Source organism: Candidatus Nitrospira neomarina (genome assembly GCF_032051675.1).
Taxonomy (GTDB): Bacteria; Nitrospirota; Nitrospiria; order Nitrospirales; family UBA8639; genus Nitrospira_E; species Nitrospira_E neomarina.
Map to the genome: position 1 here is coordinate 3,740,450 of NZ_CP116968.1, position 22,734 is coordinate 3,763,183.

General features: G+C 49.2%; 15 protein-coding genes and 1 riboswitch. Of the genes, 10 read left to right on the forward strand and 5 right to left on the reverse strand.

Annotation, left to right across the window (positions count from 1 at the left end):
- Positions 1-47 precede the first annotated feature (47 nt).
- The 3 genes from PQG83_RS16130 (at position 48) to PQG83_RS16140 (ending at position 5,642) form a co-directional block, all read left to right on the forward strand.
- Positions 48-2,492: an Ig-like domain-containing protein gene (locus tag PQG83_RS16130; RefSeq protein ID WP_312743187.1), complete on the forward strand. Its 2,445-nt coding sequence runs from the start codon at positions 48-50 to the stop codon at positions 2,490-2,492.
- A 463-nt stretch (positions 2,493-2,955) separates the two neighbouring features.
- Positions 2,956-3,032, forward strand: a riboswitch (cyclic di-GMP riboswitch).
- Positions 3,033-3,085: 53 nt separating this feature from the next.
- The gene (locus PQG83_RS16135; protein ID WP_312743190.1) at positions 3,086-4,774 is read left to right on the forward strand and encodes an FG-GAP-like repeat-containing protein; all 1,689 of its coding nucleotides are present in this window, start codon (positions 3,086-3,088) and stop codon (positions 4,772-4,774) included.
- A 76-nt stretch (positions 4,775-4,850) separates the two neighbouring features.
- A complete protein-coding gene (locus PQG83_RS16140) occupies positions 4,851-5,642 on the forward strand; it encodes a hypothetical protein (protein WP_312743193.1) in 792 nt (263 codons plus the stop codon).
- Positions 5,643-6,151: 509 nt separating this feature from the next.
- Here the strand turns inward: PQG83_RS16140 and PQG83_RS16145 are convergent.
- The gene (locus PQG83_RS16145) at positions 6,152-7,240 is read right to left on the reverse strand and encodes a hypothetical protein (protein WP_312743196.1); all 1,089 of its coding nucleotides are present in this window, start codon (positions 7,238-7,240) and stop codon (positions 6,152-6,154) included.
- Between the two features lie 1,195 nt (positions 7,241-8,435).
- Between PQG83_RS16145 and msrA the strand changes: the two genes are divergently transcribed.
- The 4 genes from msrA (at position 8,436) to PQG83_RS16165 (ending at position 13,132) form a co-directional block, all read left to right on the forward strand.
- Positions 8,436-9,062: a peptide-methionine (S)-S-oxide reductase MsrA gene (gene msrA / locus PQG83_RS16150; protein ID WP_312743199.1), complete on the forward strand. Its 627-nt coding sequence runs from the start codon at positions 8,436-8,438 to the stop codon at positions 9,060-9,062.
- Between the two features lie 666 nt (positions 9,063-9,728).
- Entirely contained in the window at positions 9,729-10,898 is a 1,170-nt protein-coding gene (locus PQG83_RS16155; protein WP_312743202.1) for a COG3014 family protein, read from the forward strand.
- Between the two features lie 368 nt (positions 10,899-11,266).
- Positions 11,267-11,707, forward strand: a complete 441-nt coding sequence (locus tag PQG83_RS16160) for a hypothetical protein (protein ID WP_312743204.1) — start codon at positions 11,267-11,269, stop codon at positions 11,705-11,707.
- Positions 11,708-11,818: 111 nt separating this feature from the next.
- Positions 11,819-13,132, forward strand: coding sequence for a matrixin family metalloprotease (locus PQG83_RS16165; protein WP_312743206.1), 1,314 nt, complete (start codon positions 11,819-11,821; stop codon positions 13,130-13,132).
- Between the two features lie 113 nt (positions 13,133-13,245).
- Here the strand turns inward: PQG83_RS16165 and PQG83_RS16170 are convergent, their stop codons facing one another.
- Positions 13,246-14,172, reverse strand: coding sequence for a formylglycine-generating enzyme family protein (locus tag PQG83_RS16170; protein ID WP_312743208.1), 927 nt, complete (start codon positions 14,170-14,172; stop codon positions 13,246-13,248).
- Between the two features lie 696 nt (positions 14,173-14,868).
- On the opposite strand from PQG83_RS16170, the gene PQG83_RS16175 reads away from it, so the two are divergent.
- Positions 14,869-15,390 (forward strand): hypothetical protein, encoded by a 522-nt coding sequence (locus PQG83_RS16175; RefSeq protein ID WP_312743210.1) that lies wholly within the window; start codon positions 14,869-14,871, stop codon positions 15,388-15,390.
- 867 nt (positions 15,391-16,257) lie between these two features.
- Here the strand turns inward: PQG83_RS16175 and ruvB are convergent.
- Together ruvB and PQG83_RS16185 are read right to left on the reverse strand one after the other, a co-directional pair.
- Positions 16,258-17,271 carry a Holliday junction branch migration DNA helicase RuvB gene (gene ruvB, locus PQG83_RS16180; protein ID WP_312743213.1) on the reverse strand — a complete coding sequence of 338 codons (1,014 nt, stop codon included), beginning with the start codon at positions 17,269-17,271 and terminating at the stop codon, positions 16,258-16,260.
- Positions 17,272-17,427: 156 nt separating this feature from the next.
- Positions 17,428-17,985 (reverse strand): hypothetical protein, encoded by a 558-nt coding sequence (locus tag PQG83_RS16185; RefSeq protein ID WP_312743215.1) that lies wholly within the window; start codon positions 17,983-17,985, stop codon positions 17,428-17,430.
- A gap of 163 nt (positions 17,986-18,148) precedes the next feature.
- Between PQG83_RS16185 and uvrA the strand changes: the two genes are divergently transcribed.
- Positions 18,149-20,683, forward strand: a complete 2,535-nt coding sequence (gene uvrA, locus PQG83_RS16190) for an excinuclease ABC subunit UvrA (RefSeq protein WP_312743218.1) — start codon at positions 18,149-18,151, stop codon at positions 20,681-20,683.
- A 6-nt stretch (positions 20,684-20,689) separates the two neighbouring features.
- On the opposite strand, the gene PQG83_RS16195 is transcribed toward uvrA, so the two are convergent.
- Complete coding sequence (locus PQG83_RS16195; protein ID WP_312743221.1) at positions 20,690-20,869, reverse strand: hypothetical protein; 180 nt, start codon at positions 20,867-20,869, stop codon at positions 20,690-20,692.
- An 862-nt stretch (positions 20,870-21,731) separates the two neighbouring features.
- Between PQG83_RS16195 and PQG83_RS16200 the strand changes: the two genes are divergently transcribed.
- Positions 21,732-22,622: a polyprenyl synthetase family protein gene (locus tag PQG83_RS16200; RefSeq protein WP_312743224.1), complete on the forward strand. Its 891-nt coding sequence runs from the start codon at positions 21,732-21,734 to the stop codon at positions 22,620-22,622.
- Positions 22,623-22,734: the final 112 nt, after the last annotated feature.

A 22,734-nucleotide genomic window follows, 5' to 3' on the forward strand; every position in this document is an offset into this window, starting at 1 on the left:
GAACGTGCGGGACTGGGGCCTCTGTTTGTGTGCGAAGGAGGTATCCCATGTCCGATGTTCGTGCGGGGAGTCGTCTCAAAAGGTGTCTAGCGTGGTGTCTACTTGGCAGTTGCCTCCTTTTTCTCCCGCCGGGGGCACAAGCCGCCACCAGTAATTCGGCCACTCTCCAATGGACTGCCAATCAAGAGGCCAATTTAGCGGGGTATCGGATCTATCGAGGAACCAACCCCGGGGTCTATGGGGTTCCCACGACGGTCGGGAAGATCACGACCTATCAATATACCCAATTACTCACGGACAAAACGCACTATTTTACGGTTACCGCGTTCGATGCCTCGGGCAATGAAAGTCTTCCCTCTCCCGAGGTGAAAAAATATATCGCCCCGTCCTCCCCCTCTTCCGGTACTTCTAGTCCGCCGCCGTCCTCCTCACTCAGCATATCGAACCTGACCGTTGCCAGTGGCGCAACGTATATGGTGTCCGCGGCCGGCCTCCAAGCCGGGGGAAGGGTATATCGCGATCGCGCCTATACATTTACCACGGTCCCTACGAGTGTGCAGGGCGCGGCCTATATCCAAACGGCCAATAATGATAAAGCGGCCACGACGACGGCCTTCCTGCGCTTTACGGTGAATCAACCGGTGTCTGTCACGGTGGCCTATGACGTGCGCCTGACACCGAAACCGTCGTGGTTGAGCAGCTTTACCGATACGGGCAAGAATCTGGTGACCTCGGATACGACTCTCCGCCTCTATGCTCGGGCCTTTCCGGCCGGGACGATTACGCTCGGGGGCAACGCCAGCGGGGGGGACGGCAGCATGTATTCCGTCATCGTTCAACCAGCGGAGGGCCCCATTCCCGATATCACGCCTCCCACGGTCGCCCTGGTTGGCATCCAAAATGGGAAGTCCCTGAGTGGCACCGTTACTGTATCCGCCATCGCCACAGATAATATTGGAGTGGTGGGTGTACAATTTCGACTTAATGGGAAAAATCTGGGGGTGGAAGATACGACACTCCCCTTTTCGCAAATATGGAACACGACTGGAGTGGCTCCCGGTCAATATACCTTGACCGCGATTGCCCGCGATGCGGCGGGCAATACCACAAGCTCAGCTCCGGTTACCGGAACCGTCGCCAATCCAATTACGCCACCAACACCTATTTCCACAAACAATCCAACTACAAGCCCATTAGCTATAACCAACCTGACCGTCGCTAGTGGGGCAGCGTATGGGGTGTCCGCCTCCGGCCTTCGCGCCGGAGGGACGGTGTATCGCGATCGCGCCTATACATTTACCACGGTTCCTACGAGTGTGCAGGGCGCGGCCTATATCCAAACGGCCAATAATGATAAAGCGGCCACAACGGCGGCCTTCCTGCGCTTTACGGTAAATCAACCGGTGTCCGTCACGGTGGCCTATGACGTGCGGCTGACTCCGAAACCGTCGTGGTTGAGCAGCTTTACCGATACGGGCAAGAATCTGGTGACCTCAGATACGACCCTCCACCTCCATGCTCGAGCCTTTCCAGCCGGGACGATCACGCTCGGCGGCAATGCCGGCGGGGGGAGTGGCAGTATGTATTCCGTCATCGTTCAACCCTCAGCACCTGGTACCACCACTGTTGCCAATCCAACTACGTCTTCATTGACCATATCGAACCTGACCGTTGCCAGTGGCGCAGCGTATGGCGTGTCCGCCGCCGGCCTTCGCGCCGGGGGGACGGTGTACCGCGATCGCGCCTATACATTTACCACGGTTCCCACGAGTGTGCAGGGTGCGGCCTATATCCAAACGGCCAATAATGATAAAGCGGCCACAACGGCGGCCTTCCTGCGCTTTACGGTGAATCAACCGGTGTCCGTCACGGTCGCCTACGACGTGCGGCTGACTCCGAAACCGTCGTGGTTGAGCAGCTTTACCGATACGGGCAAGAATCTGGTGACCTCGGATACGACCCTTCACCTCTTTGCTCGGCCCTTTCCGGCTGGGACGATCACGCTCGGGGGCAATGCCAGTGGGAAGGGCGGCAGCATGTATTCCGTCATTGTTCAACCCTCGTTCCCGTTAACTATTTCCAACCTGATCGTTGCCAATGGGGCAGCGTATGGCGTGTCCGCCGCCGGCCTTCGCGCCGGGGGGACGGTGTACCGCGATCGCGCCTATACATTTACCACGGTCCCTACGAGTGTGCAGGGTGCGGCCTATATCCAAACGGCCAATAATGATAAAGCGGCCACAACGGCGGCCTTCCTGCGCTTTACGGTGAATCAACCGGTGTCCGTCACGGTGGCCTATGACGTGCGGCTGACTCCGAAACCGTCGTGGTTGAGCGCCTTTACCGATACGGGCAAGAATCTGGTGACCTCGGATACGACTCTCCGCCTCTATGCTCGAGCCTTTCCCGCCGGGACGATCACGCTCGGCGGCAATGCCGGCGTGGGGAGCGGCAGTATGTATTCCGTCATCGTCCAACCTCTGGTCCAATGATGTTGTGTTGGAAGAATTCGATTCATCAATTGAGCTTTGTGCCCCGATTGTCCGCACTTATCCGAGGCCGAAGGCCATGATCCAAAATTTGAATCCGAGGTGGGTCCTGTGAAGGGGATGAGATGCCGTCTGGGTTTTCGTTGAAGGAATGCTTCGCCAACGGATCTTTGCGTGTTCCAAACCAGAGGGCCTCGTCCAACAAAGTTCGAGCCTTCACGCCTTGCGCACGTCTCGAGGATGTGGACGAAGACCCGTCAAACGGGCCGTGCAAGAACAATCATGATTGGACGGCAAGTGCCAGAAGAATTCTCCAACCTCCCCTGCCTGGGTCATGCCTAAAGGCTTTTGGGGATCCACCGATAAAGCCCGTGATGTCAAGAAAGTCCGTGTCTTCTCACATTCAAGAGCGAGTTTGGATCATTCGAACGAAGATGGCATAACACAGCGTAAACGAGTGGCCTCTTTCCGATAAAGGCAAACCCATTGTGAAGTGGGGACGCAAAGCCACGGGTCAGAATTTCTGATAGCCGGGTTACCGAAGAAAGGGAACGTGCGGGACTGGGGCCTCTGTTTGTGTGCGAAGGAGGTATCCCATGTCCGATGTTCGTGCGGGAAGTCGTCTCAAAAGGTGTCTAGCGTGGTGTCTACTTGGCAGTTGCCTTCTTTTTCTCCCGCCGGGGGCACAAGCCGCCACCAGTGATTCGGCCACTCTCCAATGGACCGCCAATCAAGAGGCCAATTTAGCGGGGTATCGGATCTATCGAGGAACCAACCCCGGGGTCTATGGGGTTCCCACGACGGTCGGGAAGATCACGACCTATCAATATACCCAATTACTCACGGACAAAACGCACTATTTTACGGTTACCGCGTTCGATGCCTCGGGCAATGAAAGTCTTCCCTCTCCCGAGGTGAAAAAATATATCGCCCCGTCCTCCCCCTCTTCCGGTACTTCTAGTCCGCCGCCGTCCTCCTCACTCAGCATATCGAACCTGACCGTTGCCAGTGGCGCAACGTATATGGTGTCCGCGGCCGGCCTCCAAGCCGGGGGGACGGTGTATCGCGACCGCGCCTACACATTTACCACGGTCCCTACGAGTGTGCAGGGCGCGGCCTATATCCAAACGGCCAATAATGATAAAGCGGCCACAACGGCGGCCTTCCTCCGCTTTACGGTGAATCAACCGGTGTCTGTCACGGTGGCCTATGACGTGCGGCTGACTCCGAAACCGTCGTGGTTGAGCAGCTTTACCGATACGGGCAAGAATCTGGTGACCTCGGATACGACTCTCCGCCTCTATGCTCGGGCCTTTCCGGCCGGGACGATCACGCTCGGGGGCAACGCCAGCGGGGGGGGCGGCAGCATGTATTCCGTCATCGTTCAACCAGCGGAGGGCCCCGCTCCCGATATCACGCCTCCCACTACTAATGTGCTTTGGCGCAATGCGAGTAGCGGTGAAGTCGCTGTTTGGCGGATGAATGGGCTGACTATTACATCGGTCGGTTTCCCTGGAAGTACTTCTACGGAATGGAAGATTAAGCAGGTGGGAGATATGAATGGTGATGGTGAGGGCGACATCCTTTGGCAGAACACCATAAGTGGAATGGTGGGTATTTGGCTTATGAAGGAGGGGACCATACAATCGTTCGGCTTTCTTGGGGGTGTTTCAGCCGAATGGGTGGTTAAGGGGATCGGTGATATCAATGGGGATGGCAAAGGGGATGTGATCTGGCGCAATTCGGATAGTGGAATGGTGACCGTCTGGTTTATGGATGGGCTGTCGATTCGCTCTGTGGGATTTCTTGGGGGCACTCCAACAGTGTGGAAAATAGAGCAAGTGGGTGATATCAATGGCGATGGGAGGGCCGACCTTGTTTGGCAGAATCGGACGAATGGCACAGTGGCGGTCTGGTTAATGAATGGGTTGGCCATTACGTCGGTGGGATTTCCCGCAAGCACTTCGCTGGAATGGGAAATTCAACTTCTCGGAGATGTCAATGGGGACAGTAAACGGGATGTGATCTGGCGCAATAAAAAAACTGGAATGGTGTCGGTGTGGCTGATGAACGGGGCGATGACACCCTTGACAGGTTTTATAGGAGGCATTCCCCTCGAATGGGAAATTAGGCAGGTGAGTGATGCGGATGGAGATGGTAAGGGAGATGTAATCTTACAAAATCGGACAAATGGCAAGGTGGCGGTGTGGCTGATGGATGGTTTGAAAATCGGTTCGGTGGGGTTTCCGGGCAGTACCCCGGTAAACTGGGAAATCCAAAAATAAGATGAGTGGTTACAACATCTCAAATCGGGTCGGATTTCAAAAAGTGATTGGCCTGGGTTACGCGCAGGGATGAGCGATGACATATCGGATTCAACGAAAGCTAAGGAGCGGACGCCACTTCATCATGGTGTGTGGCGGAGCACTCCTGGGCATCAGTCTATGCGGACTGCCGGATTGGGCGTTGGCCTTTGATCGGCAGATTCCGCTCCATGTCGATTCCGGACGATTGACCGGTCAGTTGCACCAGGTATCACTGCGCACAGTCCTTGCTCACTTGCATAAAGAATTGGGCCTGGATTATGTGGCACCGGATGCAGAATTGGAGAAAGTCATTTCTGTGAGGTTACAGAATGAACCTTTGCCCAGGGCACTCTCCAAGATCCTGGTTCAGTGGGACTATGCTTTTACATTGAATGCGGCTGGAAAAATCACCACACTCCATGTGATGGCTAAGGTGTCACCAGAAGTATCCCTATCAGATAAAAAAGTTAGAGGCCGGGGACGGGAACCTTCCGGGCAAAAGATTAGTGCAGTCCCAAAAAACGGGTTAGCAGGCCATGGTTTAGATAGGGAGCGTGAAAATCAGATGAATAAGAATGTGTCCAGATCTGAACGGCCATCTCATGGGAAGCGAAGGTCCGGTGGACAGTTGTTCGCCATAAGGAATGCTCCTATGGAGATTCGTCCACCTGCACATGGGGCATCCATGCCAATTTCCCCAGCCAATAGTAGAGACATGCCGATAACTCCGGCGGGAAGTAGTGAGCGCGCGATGAAGATCATTCCTCCGACGGCGTATCCTCCAATGAATATTCAACCCGTGTCGAAGCATAGGCAACAAGAAATGCTTCTTCCCCTGAGCCCATAAAGTCGAACCAATATCTCTCCCCTCCGTCTTGCCACTTATTGGCAGGACAGGCTCCTCTAAATTTTCAAGGAGGAAGAACAGAACTATTACGCAAGCGTATTTAGCAGTGAGCTTGGTATATTCAGGGAATGATTCTTACTAATTAGTGCGGACCTTTTCTGTTGAAAGATTCGTATGGCTAACGGCAGAGCCTGATTTCTGCTTATGCCATGCCGACATTCTGACCTTGAGTAGGGGTCGTGTTGTTCTGGGTATACCCCATTTCCCTTTGCCTATTCTCCCCTTTTGAATGAAGTCTTTTTTCAGAGAAGTCTTAAAAATTCGGAAAATGGTCCGTTTACCTCCTTCTCAGTATTCTCAGGTTGTTCAATCAGGAGTAGTCCTGCTGGATGGGCCATTCTGAACACGCCATCTTTTGATTCTGCGTTGGATTTAAAATACGTTGTGCCTCTGCCACTGGAAAGTCATGGAAAAAGTTGTTTTGGAGGAAAGAGGGAGATTCTGAGCACTCACGGAATGATGCTCACGAGTAACATGGCAGATGTCTGGTTGGATTGTGTTTGAGAATAAGAGGTGTTCATTTGCTGGTTGTGTGCGATTTTGAGACTGAGGGTTTGTTGCCGATGGTTCAGATGCAAGTAGTCCCTAACGTCTTTTTTGAATAACAGCGAAATGTCATAGATTTGAGGGTTTGATGGGGTATTAGTGCGTTGCTTGAGAACATATTGTCCGAGAATGGAAACATGCAAGGAGTCATCTACAGCAAGATAGGCGTACCCGAGTTTAGCCGCAAGGGTGTCAGTACGAAGCGCATCAAATCGATTCAGGTCCCTGGCGAATTCAACTCCGGGATTAAACGTCGAAGTTGGGGAAACCCGGAAATTTGAGCCAAGCCTGGCAAAGAAGCGATCGTTTACCATAGTCCCACGGGATTTGACTCGCCGAGTATATCCCCACTGGGGGGTGAGATCTACCGGTTCTAATAAATTCAAAGTGCCCCTCATCTTGGTTCCGATTTCTTCCTCTGATTCATTCTCCACAAAATCATTTTGAGACGTTTTATAGTATGAGGACCAATTGCCTTTACCCGCTCCGTATAGGAACGACAGATTTGCCGAAATGGATTCTGTGGAAATGGCATCGGAGAGAGGCCCCTCGGGTCGAGTGAAGATGTCTGTCTGTTGCCGGGCATATCCAAGGGATAGGCTGGGCCAATTGGGAGCGGCCAAGAGCAATGAAAATTTTTGCTGGGTAGCGATGGTCTGGGCACGGGCAAGATCCCCTTCCACATTACTGGTGAACCGGCTGAGTTCAATCTTGGGAGTAACGAGGGGAAGATTCCATTCCCACATTAGTCCTCCTCCTACCCGATCATTGGGTGTCGTAAATGAAGTGTTTCCGGCTTCCAGCCCAGAGAAGCCATACTGGGCCTGGTACTTCATACTGGCTGTGGTCCCTTTAAGGACGATTTGAGCACCCATGCGGTTGGTCAAGGGCGTTGCGGAATTTTCCGTGACAAAGGGATCCCGATACACCATCTGGACTCCAGCGGACAGGGCTTCATGAAAAAGAGGAATGTCATTTGAAGCTTCATACAAACTGCTACCACCTTGGCTCGCCAGAGAGGGCATATCTCGAGCGTTCTGAAGGTTGAAAGGTTCACGTTTTTGGTTAAAGTTGAAACGAGTGAGAGCATATTCATCCTTGGATACAGTACAGGGCGTGCTTGGGGAGAAGAAGGGTGAGGAATGTCCCAAAGAGGAATAGATTGGAGAACTGCATCCTTTGGAAGATGAATCTGTTCGCACACCTAGCCGATCAATGTGCGGGATCGTATCCGCAGAAAAGGCCGAGCCGCTTGGAAACGGGAGAAGTAGACTTCCCATTACTAACCAGAGAACAGTCCGCACCATCACCTGCCCCCATCATTATGTTTTTTTCTCCTATCCTTATCGGTAAGCAACCCAGATGCCGTAGGGCAAAATGGGCAGAAATTTCCTCCAAAATTGTTGTTATTCGTCAGAAGATAAATAAAAGAGTTGATCTCATTACTAATATTTCAGATTGCAACAATTCTGGAGTTGGAAAATTTTTCCCAGGTGCGGGAAACCTGAGTGAATCTGCGGGATTCCAGACACAGGTTCCCTGTGCTTTTATAACCACAAAGGAATTGTGGTGATACAGAAACGATATAAAGTAGAGGCAGATAGCGGACACCCCAAAAAATCGGTGAATCAGGTGTCTATCCCGCCTTTGCAAATCCTGAAATAATCGAAAATCTGTATCCAAAAGTCACAAAGGATGCCCAAAACGATATAATGTCGACCCCTGGTCATTCATTTTTTAACATTGGACAATCTGCGCAGCCGGATCTTTAAAAACCAATGGATTTGTATAATCCTAACGGGCAGACCATTCGATAGGGACAATTTCTTGGGGTCGTTGGGAGGAAAATTCGATAGATTAGAGATACAGGATTGGATTTGGCATCAGAGATGTGTTTGGCCTAAAGGTATTCCAATGCGTAAACACCGCTGCATGTTCAAAACGTTATGCCCCCAAAAAGGGATGTGGGAAGTAGTGAATACAGATGTTTGCTTTTTTCATCTCATCAAGTATTGGAGGAGTTTGGACATTCTGAAAAGTCTCGGAATTCAGAAAGAATCAGGTCCCGTAATGATATTCAGTTTCTTGAGACTAAGGAGTATGCTCACTTTGATGGGAAGATATCTATTTTTAACTCCTCAAAACCCGTGAGTTCTTAAACGAATGGGTGATAAAATGGAGGTATTGATGAAAGGAATGAAGTATTTTTTATTCAACATAGGATTGGCGGTACTGTTAATAGGGGGAATGGCGGCCTTGTCTCAAGAGAGTCTTGCAACAGAAAAGACTCAATATGCTAAAGCCACATTTGCCGGAGGCTGCTTCTGGTGCATGGAAGAGGTGTACGAAAAAGTTGATGGAGTGGTATCTGTAGTCTCCGGGTATACGGGAGGACACCTGTCCAATCCAACCTATGAGCAAGTTTCGGCCGGAGGAACTGGGCATGCTGAAGCCGTTGAAGTGACCTACGATCCCACCAAGGTCACGTATCAACGTCTGTTGGAGATGTTTTGGCATAATGTTGACCCTACGACGCCGAATGCACAGTTCTGTGATCATGGCAATCAATATCGAACCGCAATCTTCTACCATGATGAAAAACAAAAAATGTTAATCGACGAATCCAAGCTGGCAGTGGAGAGTTCCAAATCATTTCCGCAACCAATCGTGACCGAGATTGTTCCGTTTTCGGTTTTCTTTTCTGCCGAAGACTATCATCAGGATTTTTATGAAAAAAATCCCGTCCGGTACAAATTTTATAAATGGAATTGTGGACGTTCGCAACGTTTGGAGGAGTTGTGGGGAAAGCCATAATTCTCCCTTAGGTCATCAACCCGCCCCTTTCTGGCATTTACTTTATAGTCTTGGATTTGGAAGGGTGGTAGACTTTTTCTTGTTCTCCTTGACCTTTAACAGCCTGCACAAACCCTGTGAGCTTGTCTGACATGATTCACGTTGCTGTCGTCGGACGACTTCTTTTTTCTTCAGCCTGCTCTCGGTCAATGGGGGAGTAGAGTGGGGCCAGTGTTCCTCCTTTTTGATAATTCTACAATGGAATTTAATGGGGAGGCACTGGATTGAAATTTAAGAGTTCAGGTTATTGTTGAAATCCATGCAAGTGAAGTGTGGAAAAAGTTTTAGGAAATCTTGGACAAATCTATCCTGTCCGGAAAAAAAGACAATCAACGTGTTTATTAATTCACCCTCCCTTCAGTCATGGTATTGCCAATAAGAATGAGCAATGCCCCAAAACCGCATTAGCCCTTCCCCCCCTTTTTGGCTGTTGGATCGCGATTCTTCAAGCCTCGGCACGGACACATGCCCAATTCATAACCGACATCCTCAGTTGTAGTCTGATATATTCCTTTCCACTGAATGAAGGCCAGATTGAATGACTCCTGCCTTAACACCCGAAGTATGAAAAAGTCTCGCAGCCTAGGATCGAAAAAGGTAATTCTCTCTTCGCGGATGGGCCGGGTGATGTGTGTGTGGAGATGGATGGGAGTGGTGCTCTCTCTTTCTATTTTGGGTTGTCAGATGCGAGAGGTACAACCAACATTTAAGAATGAATGTGGGATTCTTCGTTCCAACGTTGATTGGTCCAATCGGATGAAGGTGTTGAATCTCTTAAGCCTGGCCTTTTCCCAAAAATGCGATGCCGCAGTCATTGAGTACACGGAACAAGTCCAATCTGGATTTCGCGATAAGACTTTTTCTTTTTCACGTGAAATGGCTGGAGTCTTTTTATCTGATGGGGTGCTTACGGAGTATGTGTTGGAATCGTATGAACGGGCATATTTAAGCCTTTTGCTTGCCGCGAGTTATCTGAGGACCGGACATATCGAGGACGCAAAAGTGGAATTACGGCGGTTGGACCATGAACTGTTCGCCCCGCTGTACAATTTTGGTGAAGACCCTGTCAATCTTGTGCTTTCCGCCGTGCTATGGGAAGTTCTTAATGAACCAGGAGATGCCAGAACCGATTGGTTCAGGCTGGCGGAGCCCACCAGTTCTTTTCTTCTGCATGTGCCTCCTGCTCTTCAATCGTTTGCCCAAAAGCAGGTGATCAGGCTGGATCAGGGTGCCCGTCCCACCCCCCGGTGGGAGGTCTATGGGGTTGGTCGCTTTCCTGAGGTCGATTGGGATTTCAAATTGTTTGGCGCTCCCAATGGATACTTTGTGATTCATCCCAATCCGCCTTTTCAGGAGTTGTGTATTTCTGAAACGGGCCTACGTCTTTCAACGGAAAGTTGGTTTGCAAAAATCGCGCACAGGCATGATCATGCTTACCACCCTCTTTTGAACATTCAGAGTTGGATTCGTTTACCTGTCGGCGTGGTTTATGGATTAGTGCCTTTTTCTCTTGGGGTCGGGGTGGCTGTTGGTGGATGTGCGGGGGCAGCGTCACTTGGAGGAAGAGGTAGTGGTGATGTGTGTGCCTTATCTATTCTGGGTGGCACGCAGTTAATGCAAGTTGCTCCCACAGTGTTTCAGAATACCGTACGTCCGGATTTACGTCATTGGGAGCTACTCCCTGCAGCGATTATTGTCACTCAGAAATCCGATTTGGGCTCTGAGCCCTGTGATAGTCATCAGGCTCGGTTGCACCATTTGGTGACTCATGCTCCTGCCCCTCCTTTTCGTTCTTAGAAATAGGCCATTTCTTCAGAACCATTTCATTTCGACGGGATTGCCTCCTTCCGGGTTAGTGGTCCATGCCAGTTTACATAAAATGGATTAGGGCGATGTGTATTTAATTGGTCATGAGGCGTACGGAAATTTTGAGAGCCAATTGTCCAAAAGGATATCGCCCCAGAATGAAATGGTTTCTAGTGATTTTATCCGTTTAGATACAATGTGTATCGAAAAAGAGAAGGTATGAATAGCAAAGGATAAGATGACAGATCGACAAAGAAGAATACGAGCTGGATATTCCCTAGGTTTTTTCTTAACCCCCCCATGTATGTCATACTGCATTATCATGGGAATAGGTCTTGCTTATATGAAAGGAATACCTTATGACATACACACCATTGGAAGATGCTCGACTGTTTCCTTTTAGGCCAACCGGGTTAATTGGGTCTCTTCGACTTGGCCTGACCTTGTTAGCAATGGGGGTCATGATGATGGGGGCCAGCAAGGGGTGTGCAGAGGCCAAGCCTCCGGAAACCCTAGCTCCTGCTCCTCAAAGTATTGCGGTTTATGCTCTTTCGCGTGGAAAGGGCGTACCTGATCAAGCCATAGAGGTGCTGGCCGACTCTCGCACCCTTCTCAAGTCCGCCCAGGAACGCGGGGAGGTCCGGCGATTGGTTGAGCAACGTATTGGAATAGAAGGGGAGACAAAGCTCTGCGCGGAATTTTCGGATGTGGATTCGGCTCATTCAATAATTGAGCAAATTCAACAACTCGGCGAGGGAGTGGATTTGATCAACATAAAAGTTGAGCCCTGTCCTCCATGATCAACCTCTTTCTCCATGAATCTTGTTTGGGGTAGACGCCATCAATTGGTTTCCCGGGTTCTCTTGTTGATCAGCAGGGAGGTCCATCATTACTTTCAAAGGAGTGGAACTATGAAAAATTGTCGATTTTTTCTCAATCAGACATTAACGGTGATAGGAATAGTCATCGGATTGACTGCCTGTTCCCAACTCCATACAACTCCACTACCAGCTGGTGACAGTGGGCCCAAAAATTCCCCGGACCAGGGCAAGCAAATTTTGTCGGATAACGCAGCACAGAAACGAGACGAGTGGAAAAATAAAACCTTTGAGGAGTTTAAAGCCCAAACCTATAAGGAACCCTTTGAAGGTGGGAAATATATTGTGAACGGTGATACCCCCATTCTCAATGAAAAACTTCTACAGGAATTTTTTGAAACTCGAATAAAGGAGTCAAACAGCTCTCGCGAGAGGGTTCGAACGAAATTAACCGTTCATCAAGTCAATGGTCAGGACGCCGTGTGGAATTCTATAGAAAAACGGCAACTGACCTACTGCGTTAGTAAAACATTTGGTGCGAATTATGAAAAAATGAAGTCCGACATGGAGGCGGCCGGAAATGCATGGGAGGCGGTGGCTGCTGTGGATTTCATTTATGTGGGGGGAGAGGATGATTCTTGCACGGCGTCTAATCCGAATGTGGTTTTTGATGTACGCCCGGTCAACGTGAATGGGCAATATCTGGCTCGAGCCTTTTTCCCGAATGAACAGCGGTCCTCACGAAATGTTTTGGTGGATAACAGTTCTTTTCAACTGGATCCAAATGGCAAGCTATCGCTACAAGGGATATTGCGGCATGAATTAGGTCATACGATAGGATTTCGGCATGAGCATACCCGCCCGGATTCGGGTACCTGTTTCGAAGATAGTAATTGGCGGCCGTTAACCAGTTACGATGCCTTCTCGGTTATGCATTATCCGCAATGTAACGGTAAAGGAGATTGGACCCTGACCCTGACCAATATCGATAAAAATGGGGCAGCGTGTTTGTATGGCCCTGCGCAGGGATTCACCATTGATACCGCAATATGTCAGGGACCCGTGGAACCGGTGGGACCCATAGCCTGCGGACCCAAAACGGAAAATTTTGTCGGACAAAGTGTGGCCAAGAATGCAGAGAAAACCTATGGCCCCTTTATGGTGGTTCCGGGAACATTAGTGGAAGTGGTTATGCATGGAGAAGCCAATCCCGGTGATCCCGATCTCTATGTTCGGTTCAATCAGGATCCCACAACGACTGCCTATGATTGCCGTCCTTATCTCTCGGGTGCGGAAGAAAAGTGCGTCCTTGATGTGCCAACCAATGGGACTGCGGTCCATGTAAAAGTTCGGGGATATTCAGACGCGCATTTCAATCTTACCGTGACTCATACTCCTACACATTAATAGCTCAGCACATCTGATATCAGGGTAGAGAGGCTTTTGCCTCTCTACCCTGATTCTGTTGAACCACTGGGGTAAAGACAAGTTCCGGATAAGTTAATGAGAGATTAGCGGTATTAGGGGGAGGATTGAGCACAGCGGAAGCCGATGTTCGCGGAACGTTCTTCTGGAATGGCACCCCCACGAGTCGCTGACCGCAACATGACTGGCCGACTTTTCCATGATCCGCCCCGTACAACCTTATAACGACCTGATTTGGGCCCAGGCGGATTCCTGGCTGGCATGATGGGGTAATAATCTGGTCCCAGCCAATCATTAACCCATTCCGCGATATTACCAGCCAAATGCAATATTTTATAAATACTTTGGCCATCCTCGAAGCTATCCACCGTTGCAACCAGAGGAATTTCATGGACGTGGTATTGTCCGAATACGGCTAAGTCCGCTGTCGGGTCCATTTCCCCCCACGGAAAGATGCGGGCAGATTCCCCTCTTGCCGCTTTCTCCCATTCAGCTTCCGACGGTAGTCGTTTGTCATGATGTTCGCAAAATGCTTTGGCTTCCTCCCATGTGATGTAGAGGGCCGGCCAGGAAGCGAGTGCCTCATCAGGAATGAAATGCACACTAATGAGATGCCAGATGAGGCCCCGTAATTCATGAGAGACTGGCCTGTTGGTTGTGAGCAGAAATGCCAGATATTCGCTTAAGGTGCCTTCATAGCGATCCATGAGAAATTTATCCACCCAGATGTGACGTTGAGGAAATTCCGTGTCGTCATAGTGCATTTCAAGGCTATGTCGAAGATCGTCTCGCCGATTGGTTCCCATTAAAAATACTCCTTCGGGAATGGGAACTTGTGGGGAGGGTTTGGCCAAGCTGGCGATATGGGCGATATGCTCATCAACTTCGTCGGGAGGTAGGAGGGTCTCTCCGATTGCCAAACAGGAAGATCCCAAGAGAAGCCCTATGGAAAGGAAGGCCGTCAATAAAAGATAATGTAGGATTCGAACTGCTGTGAACGGAAGGTAAAATGTGTGAAGCATGTTTCTAGTCGTGTATGTGAAGTCAAATGAGGGCAGTCTACGTGAAGGGCACTTTGGGAGCAAGCCGGAATAGCTGGAGATGCAACATGATAATAAAGTCGAGTCAATGATTAGGTTCGAAAATCACCGAGTAAGGGAATTGGAGTCATCTGAAATTTGGTCTACAGCCACAGCATGTACCCGTGCGAAGTGAATCAGCGTGGCGCAGGGAATGTATTATACGGGGATGCCAGAAATTGTAAGGCGAGCGGCGAAGACATCCACAGATGCCGGATTCAATACCCATACGTTTTCATGGCTTGGTATTCTTGCGGGGAGCGGTTGTCTCAAGGCTCATAACAAAAATGTATATCAGAGCTGAAACAAAAAAGAGGTTCCTGTAAGTGGAGGTGCTATGGCTACGTTAAAATGTGCCTGGTTGGTCTGTATTAGTTGTTTCTGGTTTTTCTTCAAGGGCGGGAGCGGGAGTTGCATCCGTCATGAGGTTGTCCAAAAACCATTGATCGATCGGTTCAGGGCCTAGCCGTCAATAATCTTGTCAATCCATGAGGGAAAATTTGTACTCTGCAAAACCTGGAAAGTGTTGTGGGCTTAGCCCCAAGGAGAATTTACTGATTTTCACGGACGAGTTCTTGGCGAGGATGTCTGCGGAGCGATTAAGCATAGGTTGACCATTATGGTATTTGCGAGGGGAACATGAATGTCGATATTTTCTATTCTGCTTTTCACTTGAAGGGGCGCGTCTGCTTGAAAATGTTCTGTGGTCTACTCATAGTAGGCACTCTATCCGGATGCACAGGAGACAGATATCAGCAGCAGGCGGATATCATAAAAGGCCATGTGGAAATGTTCTATGGGAATTTACAATCACATCAGGTTGTGCAAGCTATGTTTGAAAATGAACAGATTGAGCTGCTTGCGCTAAGAAGTGAAGAACGCTTGCTTCGTCGTGTAGGCCAGATGAGACAGAATGAGAAAACCCAGGAATGGAAAATCATTAAAACGGCCAAAGAAACAGCTGCGGAAAATTGGTTAGCATTGGCCCGTTATTTTTCTGAAAACCAACAGTACAACAAAGCCCTGGGCACCTATCGACGGATTATTGAAACCTACCAAGGGGTGGCCAACCAATTGTATGTCGATCGTGCGAAAAGGGGAATGCGTGATGTGGAAGCCATCCTAAATCCCGGAGCTCTTCCTGTAGCCCCTGAAAGATAGTTTTGCTTGGCACTGGGTTTTCTTTTTAATTTTCTTTTCAATGAATGGAGGTATCTATTATCCCAGCTCCAGGGGAGGAATGAAAAATTTCCTCTATTCTATATTCATTCAAAGTTTTATGAAGTCTAAGAATTAGGTTGGTGGTTCTGAGAATGCACAGGAGAATGGGGATTTATTGTGCATAAAAACTTTCTCCTTCTAGCGGTGGGCACCATGCCTTTACAATTTGAACATTCTGAATTGTGCAGGGAGAAAAACTGGTGCAATATACTTGAGGAGCGACCGCAGTCATGTGGGACCCCACTTTGGATTCAGACGCAAACCCCTCAGGCCACGGAGCGATACCAAAGGCCCACTCTCCATCCAGGCTTCTCGTGTCTTCATAATACACGTTAAAGCCAATGAAACCCCTCCCAGATGTTGTGCAATAATTATTGTAGGGCGGTAATTGAATATCAACATGGAAAATGTAGCCGTCTTCCACCCAGGAATCCCCGAACTCGATAAGTAGTTCGTCAGCCGAGGCTGGGGTTATCAGACTCAAAGAATAGAAAAAGGCTAAAAAAACACCGCAACTCAGGGTTAAATACTTCATTGATGCTGAGGTTTTCCTGTAAAAAGAATGAAAGGATGATAAGAGGCGTACATTCATTCTGATATCCTCTCACTGTTGTATTAATGGATTAAACAAACAAATTCTATTCAACCGGCACATGACAGATTTGTCTGTTTCTCCTACTATACCGATTATTTTTCAGATACCGTCAATACAGCAAATGAGGGGAAGGGGTCGGAAGCATTTTTAAATAAAAGTGAGAGAGGAAAAAGCGAATGGAGGCTAGATATAATGTAGGAGGGAAGATCGGGTCAGATCCCAATCGAAAAGAGATTCGGATTTTCTCCGAAATGTTGCAAACCTTTTGAGGTGATTTGTCGCCCTCGGGCCGTTCGATCCAGATACCCAGATTGAAGCAGAAAAGGTTCGTATACATCTTCTAATGTGGACTTTTCTTCTTGGACCGCTGCGGCCAATGCGTCGATGCCAACCGGTCCTCCCTTAAATTTTCTAATTATGGTCAAGAGTATTTTGCGGTCCATTTCATCAAAACCTGCCTGATCGACTCCTAACCATTGTAAGGCTTCCTGTGCGACAGATCTCGTGATCCGTCCTTGGGCCTTAACTTCTGCAAAGTCACGCACACGTTTGATTAATCGATTGGCAATACGGGGAGTCCCACGAGCCCGGCTGGCAATTTCTCCCGCCCCTTCATCCTCAATATGGATTCCGAGTAGTCTAGCGGAGCGGGCAATGATGATCTGCAAATCTTCAGGCAGATAATAATCCAAACGATAAACAAGCCCAAAGCGTTCTCGCAGAGGAGAGGTGAGGGAGCCCGCACGTGTCGTGGCTCCAATGAGCGTAAAAGGGGGGAGATCTAATTTCATGGTGCGCAGGGAGGGGCCCTGTCCAATCACCAAATCAATCTGGTAATCCTCCATCGCGGGATACAATACCTCTTCGGCCGCTGGAGGCAATCGGTGAATTTCATCGATAAATAGAACATCCCGTGGTTGAAGATTTGCTAAAATGGCGGCTAGGTCGCCCGCGTGGGTAAGTACCAGCCCTGAAGTAGAGCGAATCGTGCCCCCCATTTCTTTGGCGATAATATGTGCGATGGTGGTTTTGCCTAACCCAGGAGGTCCATAAAAAATGGCATGGTCCAAGGCTTCTCCTCTACCCGTTGCGGCGTCAATACAAACCCGAAGCGATTCTTTCATCCGCTCCTGGCCGATATACTCCGTTAAGCGTTGAGGTCTCAAAGTCCCCTCAAGGCTTTGTTCTTCTTCTATGAGATGGGTGGTAAGAATCCGGTCGTCCATATATGGAATCAGTCTAAACCGAACTATTGGAAGAAATGCATTCTTGACGATGTTGGGAAAATAGAAGAGGGAGGAGAAATCCCTCTTTCGGGAAATGACTCAATAACTGAAAGCAGACTGCGAAGTGAGATAAAACTAAGGCTCCAAACAGGCCTCCTAGAAACCTGAAAATAGATCCTGGCAGCCAAGACAGAATTCCACATTTACTTGCCGTTCAAGGAAATTCACGAGAAACCCTTGCTTTTCATACAAGAGTTTGGCGCCCATCAGTGTTTCATTCGGAAAATCTTCTGGTCCCAGCAGGTCTCGAATTTCTTTTGTGGATTTGGCCCCGAGGACATGTCGGAAGATACCACGGACTTTATGGGCAAATCGATTATTGATAAATATGAGATCTACTTTCCCGTCCGTGATACGGACTCCTGCCATTGCACCAGTTGGATTTTCTTTATCCCATAACAAAATAAAGGTACCTTCTTGCTCTGCCCGAACACCGGAAATCCTTGCTTCCACAAGGGCTTCCACGGCGGTGGCTTCAGGGTCCCCTAATTTCACTCGATAGAGAGAAATTTCTGCAGCATTAATTTCCTTCGCCTCTTCAATACTGTTTCGAGTAAGTTCGTATTTAGCAGCCCATGCTGGTGGAGAATGTGACAAAAGGCTCATCAGAATAATGGTGGCAGTCCAGATACATGCTGCTTTCAGGTTCTTCATGAAATTCCTCATCTAATAAGGGAAATGAAAAATAAGGTTGGAGTAAAAGAATACGATTCCGTCTATTCAAAACCGGTACATGAAGCCTGCAGGATTGTATCCGACCTTTTGTGTAAGGGTCAATTCCATTAGTCAAAGAGAAGCCACAGTCAAGGGGATTCGTATGATATACTCGGCTTCCATGAATAACTCTATCGTGATTAGGGGCGCTCGCCAACATAATCTCAAGAATCTCGACCTGGAAATACCTCGCGATCAGTTGGTGGTCATTACAGGCTTAAGCGGATCAGGTAAGTCATCTTTGGCTTTTGACACGATTTATGCCGAAGGCCAGCGTCGATATGTCGAATCACTCTCCGCCTATGCCAGGCAATTCCTTGACCAAATGACGAAACCGGATGTGGATTCCATTGAAGGGCTTTCGCCTGCCATTTCTATCGAACAAAAGACGACGAGTCACAACCCTCGATCCACGGTGGGGACGGTCACGGAGATCTATGATTATTTTCGTTTACTATTTGCCAGAATCGGGCAACCCTTTTGCTATCTTTGTGGGAATGCCATTGCGGCGCAAACGGTACAACAAATGGTGGATACCATACTCGGGCTTCCTCTTGGCACAAAAATCCACATTTTGGCTCCCATTGTGCGAGGGCGTAAAGGCGAATATCGCAAAGAATTATTGGCCGCTCGCAAAGCTGGATTTGTCCGGGCTCGTATTGATGGCGACATTCGGGATCTCGGGGAGTCAATTACATTACATAAACAACGCAAGCATACCATTGAGATTGTGGTTGATCGACTCATCGTCAAGCCAGAGACCGGGGTGACTCGGCGTTTGGCAGATTCGGTAGAAACGGCCCTCAAGATGTCGCATGGGCTGGTTGGAGTGCTGACAGAAGATAGTCAAGTCCGGGTCTATAGTGAAGACCTGGCGTGTATCCAGTGTGGTGTCAGCTATTCAGAAATTTCCCCAAGAATTTTTTCATTTAACAGCCCTCATGGTGCGTGTGATGGATGTGATGGTATTGGGTATGAAGCTTCCAGTCATTCTGAATGGGAGGAATGGACCTTCGATACCCCTTGTGCAATGTGTGGCGGAGGTCGACTGAGGAAGGAAAGCCTTGCCATAAAAATTGGGGGGCAGTCTATTGCTGAGGTGACCCATCTGTCTGTGGGGAATATCTTGGCATTTATGGATGCGTTAATTCTCTCCGATCGCGAACAAATGATTGGGCAGCGGGTGCTGAAAGAGATTCGGGAGAGGCTGGAGTTTTTGCACAACGTCGGATTGGGCTACCTCACCCTGGATCGCCCTTCTGCCACTTTGTCTGGAGGGGAAGGACAACGGATTCGATTAGCCACGCAAATCGGATCAGGATTGGTGGGCGTGCTGTATATCCTGGATGAACCCAGTATCGGGTTGCATCAGCGGGATCACCGACGGTTACTCCAAACATTGTTACGATTGCGTGATATGGGGAATTCGGTGGTGGTGGTTGAGCACGATGCCGAGACCATGCGCGCTGCCGACTATATATTGGATTTAGGGCCGGGGGCCGGTGTGGAAGGTGGACAATTAGTGGCTCATGGTCCTCCCTCGGTGGTGATGGCTCATCCAAAATCGCTGACCGGTCAATATCTCAAAGGGAGCCGACGAGTTTCTTTGACCCAACGTGCACGGCAGGCCAAAGGATTTTTGACCGTCGTGGGTGCGGTAAAGCACAATCTTCAGCACGTAACTGTGAATTTTCCATTGGGTCTGTTGACCTGTGTTACCGGTGTTTCAGGGTCAGGGAAAAGTACTCTGGTCGTAGATGTGTTGTTCCGATCCCTGGGGGAGGGTTTTTCACAGAAGAAGCCGGTGTTTGAAGGGTGCCGGGACATACGTGGACTCGAGCAGCTGGATAAGCTGATTGATATTGATCAGTCCCCAATTGGACGAACTCCTCGTTCCAATCCCGCCACTTATACCGGCCTCTTTAGTTTCATTCGTGATCTTTTCGCGCAATTACCGGAGTCTCGAGTGCGAGGCTACAAGCCAGGCCGCTACAGTTTCAATGTCAAAGGTGGACGATGTGAAGCTTGTCAGGGTGATGGCCTCATAAAAATTGAAATGCATTTTCTCCCGGATATTTATGTGACCTGTGAGGCCTGCAATGGGCAACGGTATAATCGCGAAACCTTAGATGTGACCTACAGGGGCCGAACGATTGCAGAAGTCTTAAATATGACAGTGGCTGAGGCATTGGAATTTTTCGTGAACATTCCGCCACTTCGCACCCGACTGCAAACCTTATCAGATGTGGGTCTCCATTACATTAAACTCGGGCAATCGGCGACGACCTTGTCTGGTGGAGAAGCCCAGCGTGTCAAGCTTTCCAAGGAGCTTTCGAAACGATCCACGGGTCGCACGCTCTATATTTTGGACGAACCGACGACGGGACTGCATTTTGTGGATATTCAACGGTTGCTGGATGTACTCGACCGGTTAGTGGAAGCAGGAAATACGGTCCTTGTGATTGAGCATAATGTGGATGTGATTCAGAACGCGGATTGGGTCATTGACTTGGGGCCGGAAGGTGGAGATCAAGGAGGATGTGTGGTGGCGGAGGGCACACCGCAATCCGTGATGAAGGTCAAGTCATCGTGGACGGGGCAGGTGCTGCTAGAAGATTTTAAAAACCGGTCTTCCTGAGGAAGGCTAGGGTTTTTTCTTGTAAATATTCAGCCCGATTTTTTCTTCTCGATCGGGTATTGAGACATTGCCTTCGGTTGAGGCAATGATCGTTGTTTTGCCCGATGAAGAGGGCCCAAAATCCTTCGACAGGTCTACCGTAATTGTTAGCATCGTTCCGTTGACAGTCAATTCCACATTTTTCATGGTTGTATCCTCTCTAGAAGTGCAGATCAATACAGGTTGAAGGGTATTTTGGCAGAATTGCTGCCCTACTCTGACAGGCCCGCGAGGACCAAGAGTGCTCCTGCGCCGATGATATAGGGAATGACGCAGGTATAGAATACCGATTCAAAAGAAGAATATTTCCATGTGGAAGTAGGGCGTGACAAATGGTTTTTATAAATGAATTCATATGAGAAAATAAGCATACCAATGGTCAGGACAAGCACCCGACTGGTTCGAGGCCACGTGTAGAGACCAACGAACAAATAGCTGGCTGTATGAAAACCACTAAATGCACAAAGGATGGGAGCCAGAAAAAAATGGAGAAATGATGCTGAAAGTCGAGGAGAACCCATAGCTGGTGGGGTTGAAATCCCTGGATGTTCCATTATTTGACTTCGGCAGGCACCGAAGGGGTGGACATGGCAGGTTGGGGGAGAGACTGCTGGTCTGCGCACGTTTTGCACACACGCGGGCGTCTTTTCAGATAGGAGACCTTTCCACTAGCCAGACAACTATAATGAACGAAATGTTCACAGATGCTGCAACGAGACCATCCTCCACGGAGCATGGTAAGGTTTCGGTACAGGCCTTCATGACATACCCCGCACAATTCGGGTTCGATACCCAATAACAGGGGCTCCCAATCTCCGGCTCGATTTCGAATGCTCATGAAAGAAAAGTATACTGAGTAATTCAGATGAAAACAATGAAGAAAATTTGTGGGACCCGTTTACTGTCTATATCCCTGAGTTTTAGGATCACAATTTGACACTCCAAAAATCCATTTGATAGGGTCACCAACGATTCCATCCATCCTTCCACGTCGTCTATTCGCTCCTTTGTGAACATACAAGCCTATTTAGATCAACAGCGCCAACGGATTGACCAGTTTTTGGAGAAGAGTCTTCCTCTGCTCTCGGCCAATCCTCAACGACTGTATGAGTCCATGCGGTATAGCCTATTGGGTGGAGGAAAACGCATTCGTCCGATTTTGACGATTGCCGCTGCCCAAGCGCTGGGGTATGACCGTGACGCCATGTTACCGTTCGCCGCATCTTTGGAATTCGTTCATACGTATTCTCTTATTCATGATGACCTTCCCGCGATGGATGACGATGACTATCGGCGCGGCCGCTTAACCAATCACAAAGTATTTGGCGATGGCATGGCGATTTTGGCAGGTGATGCGTTGTTGACCATGGCGTTTGAGTTATGCAGTCAGGTTGATGGAACAGAGAGTTTCTCGTCCGCTCAGCAGTTAGCTATTGTGCGGGAACTGGCAAATGGTTCAGGGCACCAGGGAATGGTGGGCGGACAGGTCATGGATATTCAGGCTGAAAATCAGGAGATTGATTTAGCGCACCTCCAGCAAATCCACACCTTTAAAACAGGGCGTCTGATTCGGGCCGCAGTCCGGATCGGCAGCATTATCGGAGCGGCCACGACCCAGCAAATGCAATGTTTAACCGACTATTCCGAGGATATTGGGCTGGCGTTTCAGATTGCCGATGATGTGTTGGATATGGTGGGGACGCGGGAGGAATTGGGAAAGGATGCAGGAACGGATGAAAAAAGAGGGAAGCGGACCTATCCTTCATTTTTTGGGATTGAAGGCGCGAGGCAACTGGGAGAGGAATGTGTCCAGCGGGCAATAGCCCGATTGAATACTTTTGATAAACAGGCTGACCCCTTACGACACATTGCCACTTATATAATGGCGCGACGGTCTTGATTTTCTCTAGTATCGCGCTGCGGTCTTGAAGCGACATTACACAGTTTCCCATCCCTTCTCATTGACAACAGTCTTGTTGGTGCAAGTCATGCGGTATTGTGATTGAGTGCAT

Bases quoted from the DNA above. Each gene is read 5' to 3' on its own strand.
- PQG83_RS16185 (WP_312743215.1), bottom strand. From the start codon at position 17,985: ATGAAGAACCTGAAAGCAGCATGTATCTGGACTGCCACCATTATTCTG.
- PQG83_RS16140 (WP_312743193.1), top strand. From the start codon at position 4,851: ATGACATATCGGATTCAACGAAAGCTAAGGAGCGGACGCCACTTCATC.
- PQG83_RS16195 (WP_312743221.1), bottom strand. From the start codon at position 20,869: ATGAAAAATGTGGAATTGACTGTCAACGGAACGATGCTAACAATTACG.
- PQG83_RS16160 (WP_312743204.1), top strand. From the start codon at position 11,267: ATGACATACACACCATTGGAAGATGCTCGACTGTTTCCTTTTAGGCCA.
- PQG83_RS16170 (WP_312743208.1), bottom strand. From the start codon at position 14,172: ATGCTTCACACATTTTACCTTCCGTTCACAGCAGTTCGAATCCTACAT.
- PQG83_RS16130 (WP_312743187.1), top strand. From the start codon at position 48: ATGTCCGATGTTCGTGCGGGGAGTCGTCTCAAAAGGTGTCTAGCGTGG.
- msrA (WP_312743199.1), top strand. From the start codon at position 8,436: ATGAAAGGAATGAAGTATTTTTTATTCAACATAGGATTGGCGGTACTG.
- uvrA (WP_312743218.1), top strand. From the start codon at position 18,149: ATGATATACTCGGCTTCCATGAATAACTCTATCGTGATTAGGGGCGCT.
- PQG83_RS16155 (WP_312743202.1), top strand. From the start codon at position 9,729: ATGTGTGTGTGGAGATGGATGGGAGTGGTGCTCTCTCTTTCTATTTTG.
- ruvB (WP_312743213.1), bottom strand. From the start codon at position 17,271: ATGGACGACCGGATTCTTACCACCCATCTCATAGAAGAAGAACAAAGC.
- PQG83_RS16165 (WP_312743206.1), top strand. From the start codon at position 11,819: ATGAAAAATTGTCGATTTTTTCTCAATCAGACATTAACGGTGATAGGA.
- PQG83_RS16175 (WP_312743210.1), top strand. From the start codon at position 14,869: ATGAATGTCGATATTTTCTATTCTGCTTTTCACTTGAAGGGGCGCGTC.
- PQG83_RS16135 (WP_312743190.1), top strand. From the start codon at position 3,086: ATGTCCGATGTTCGTGCGGGAAGTCGTCTCAAAAGGTGTCTAGCGTGG.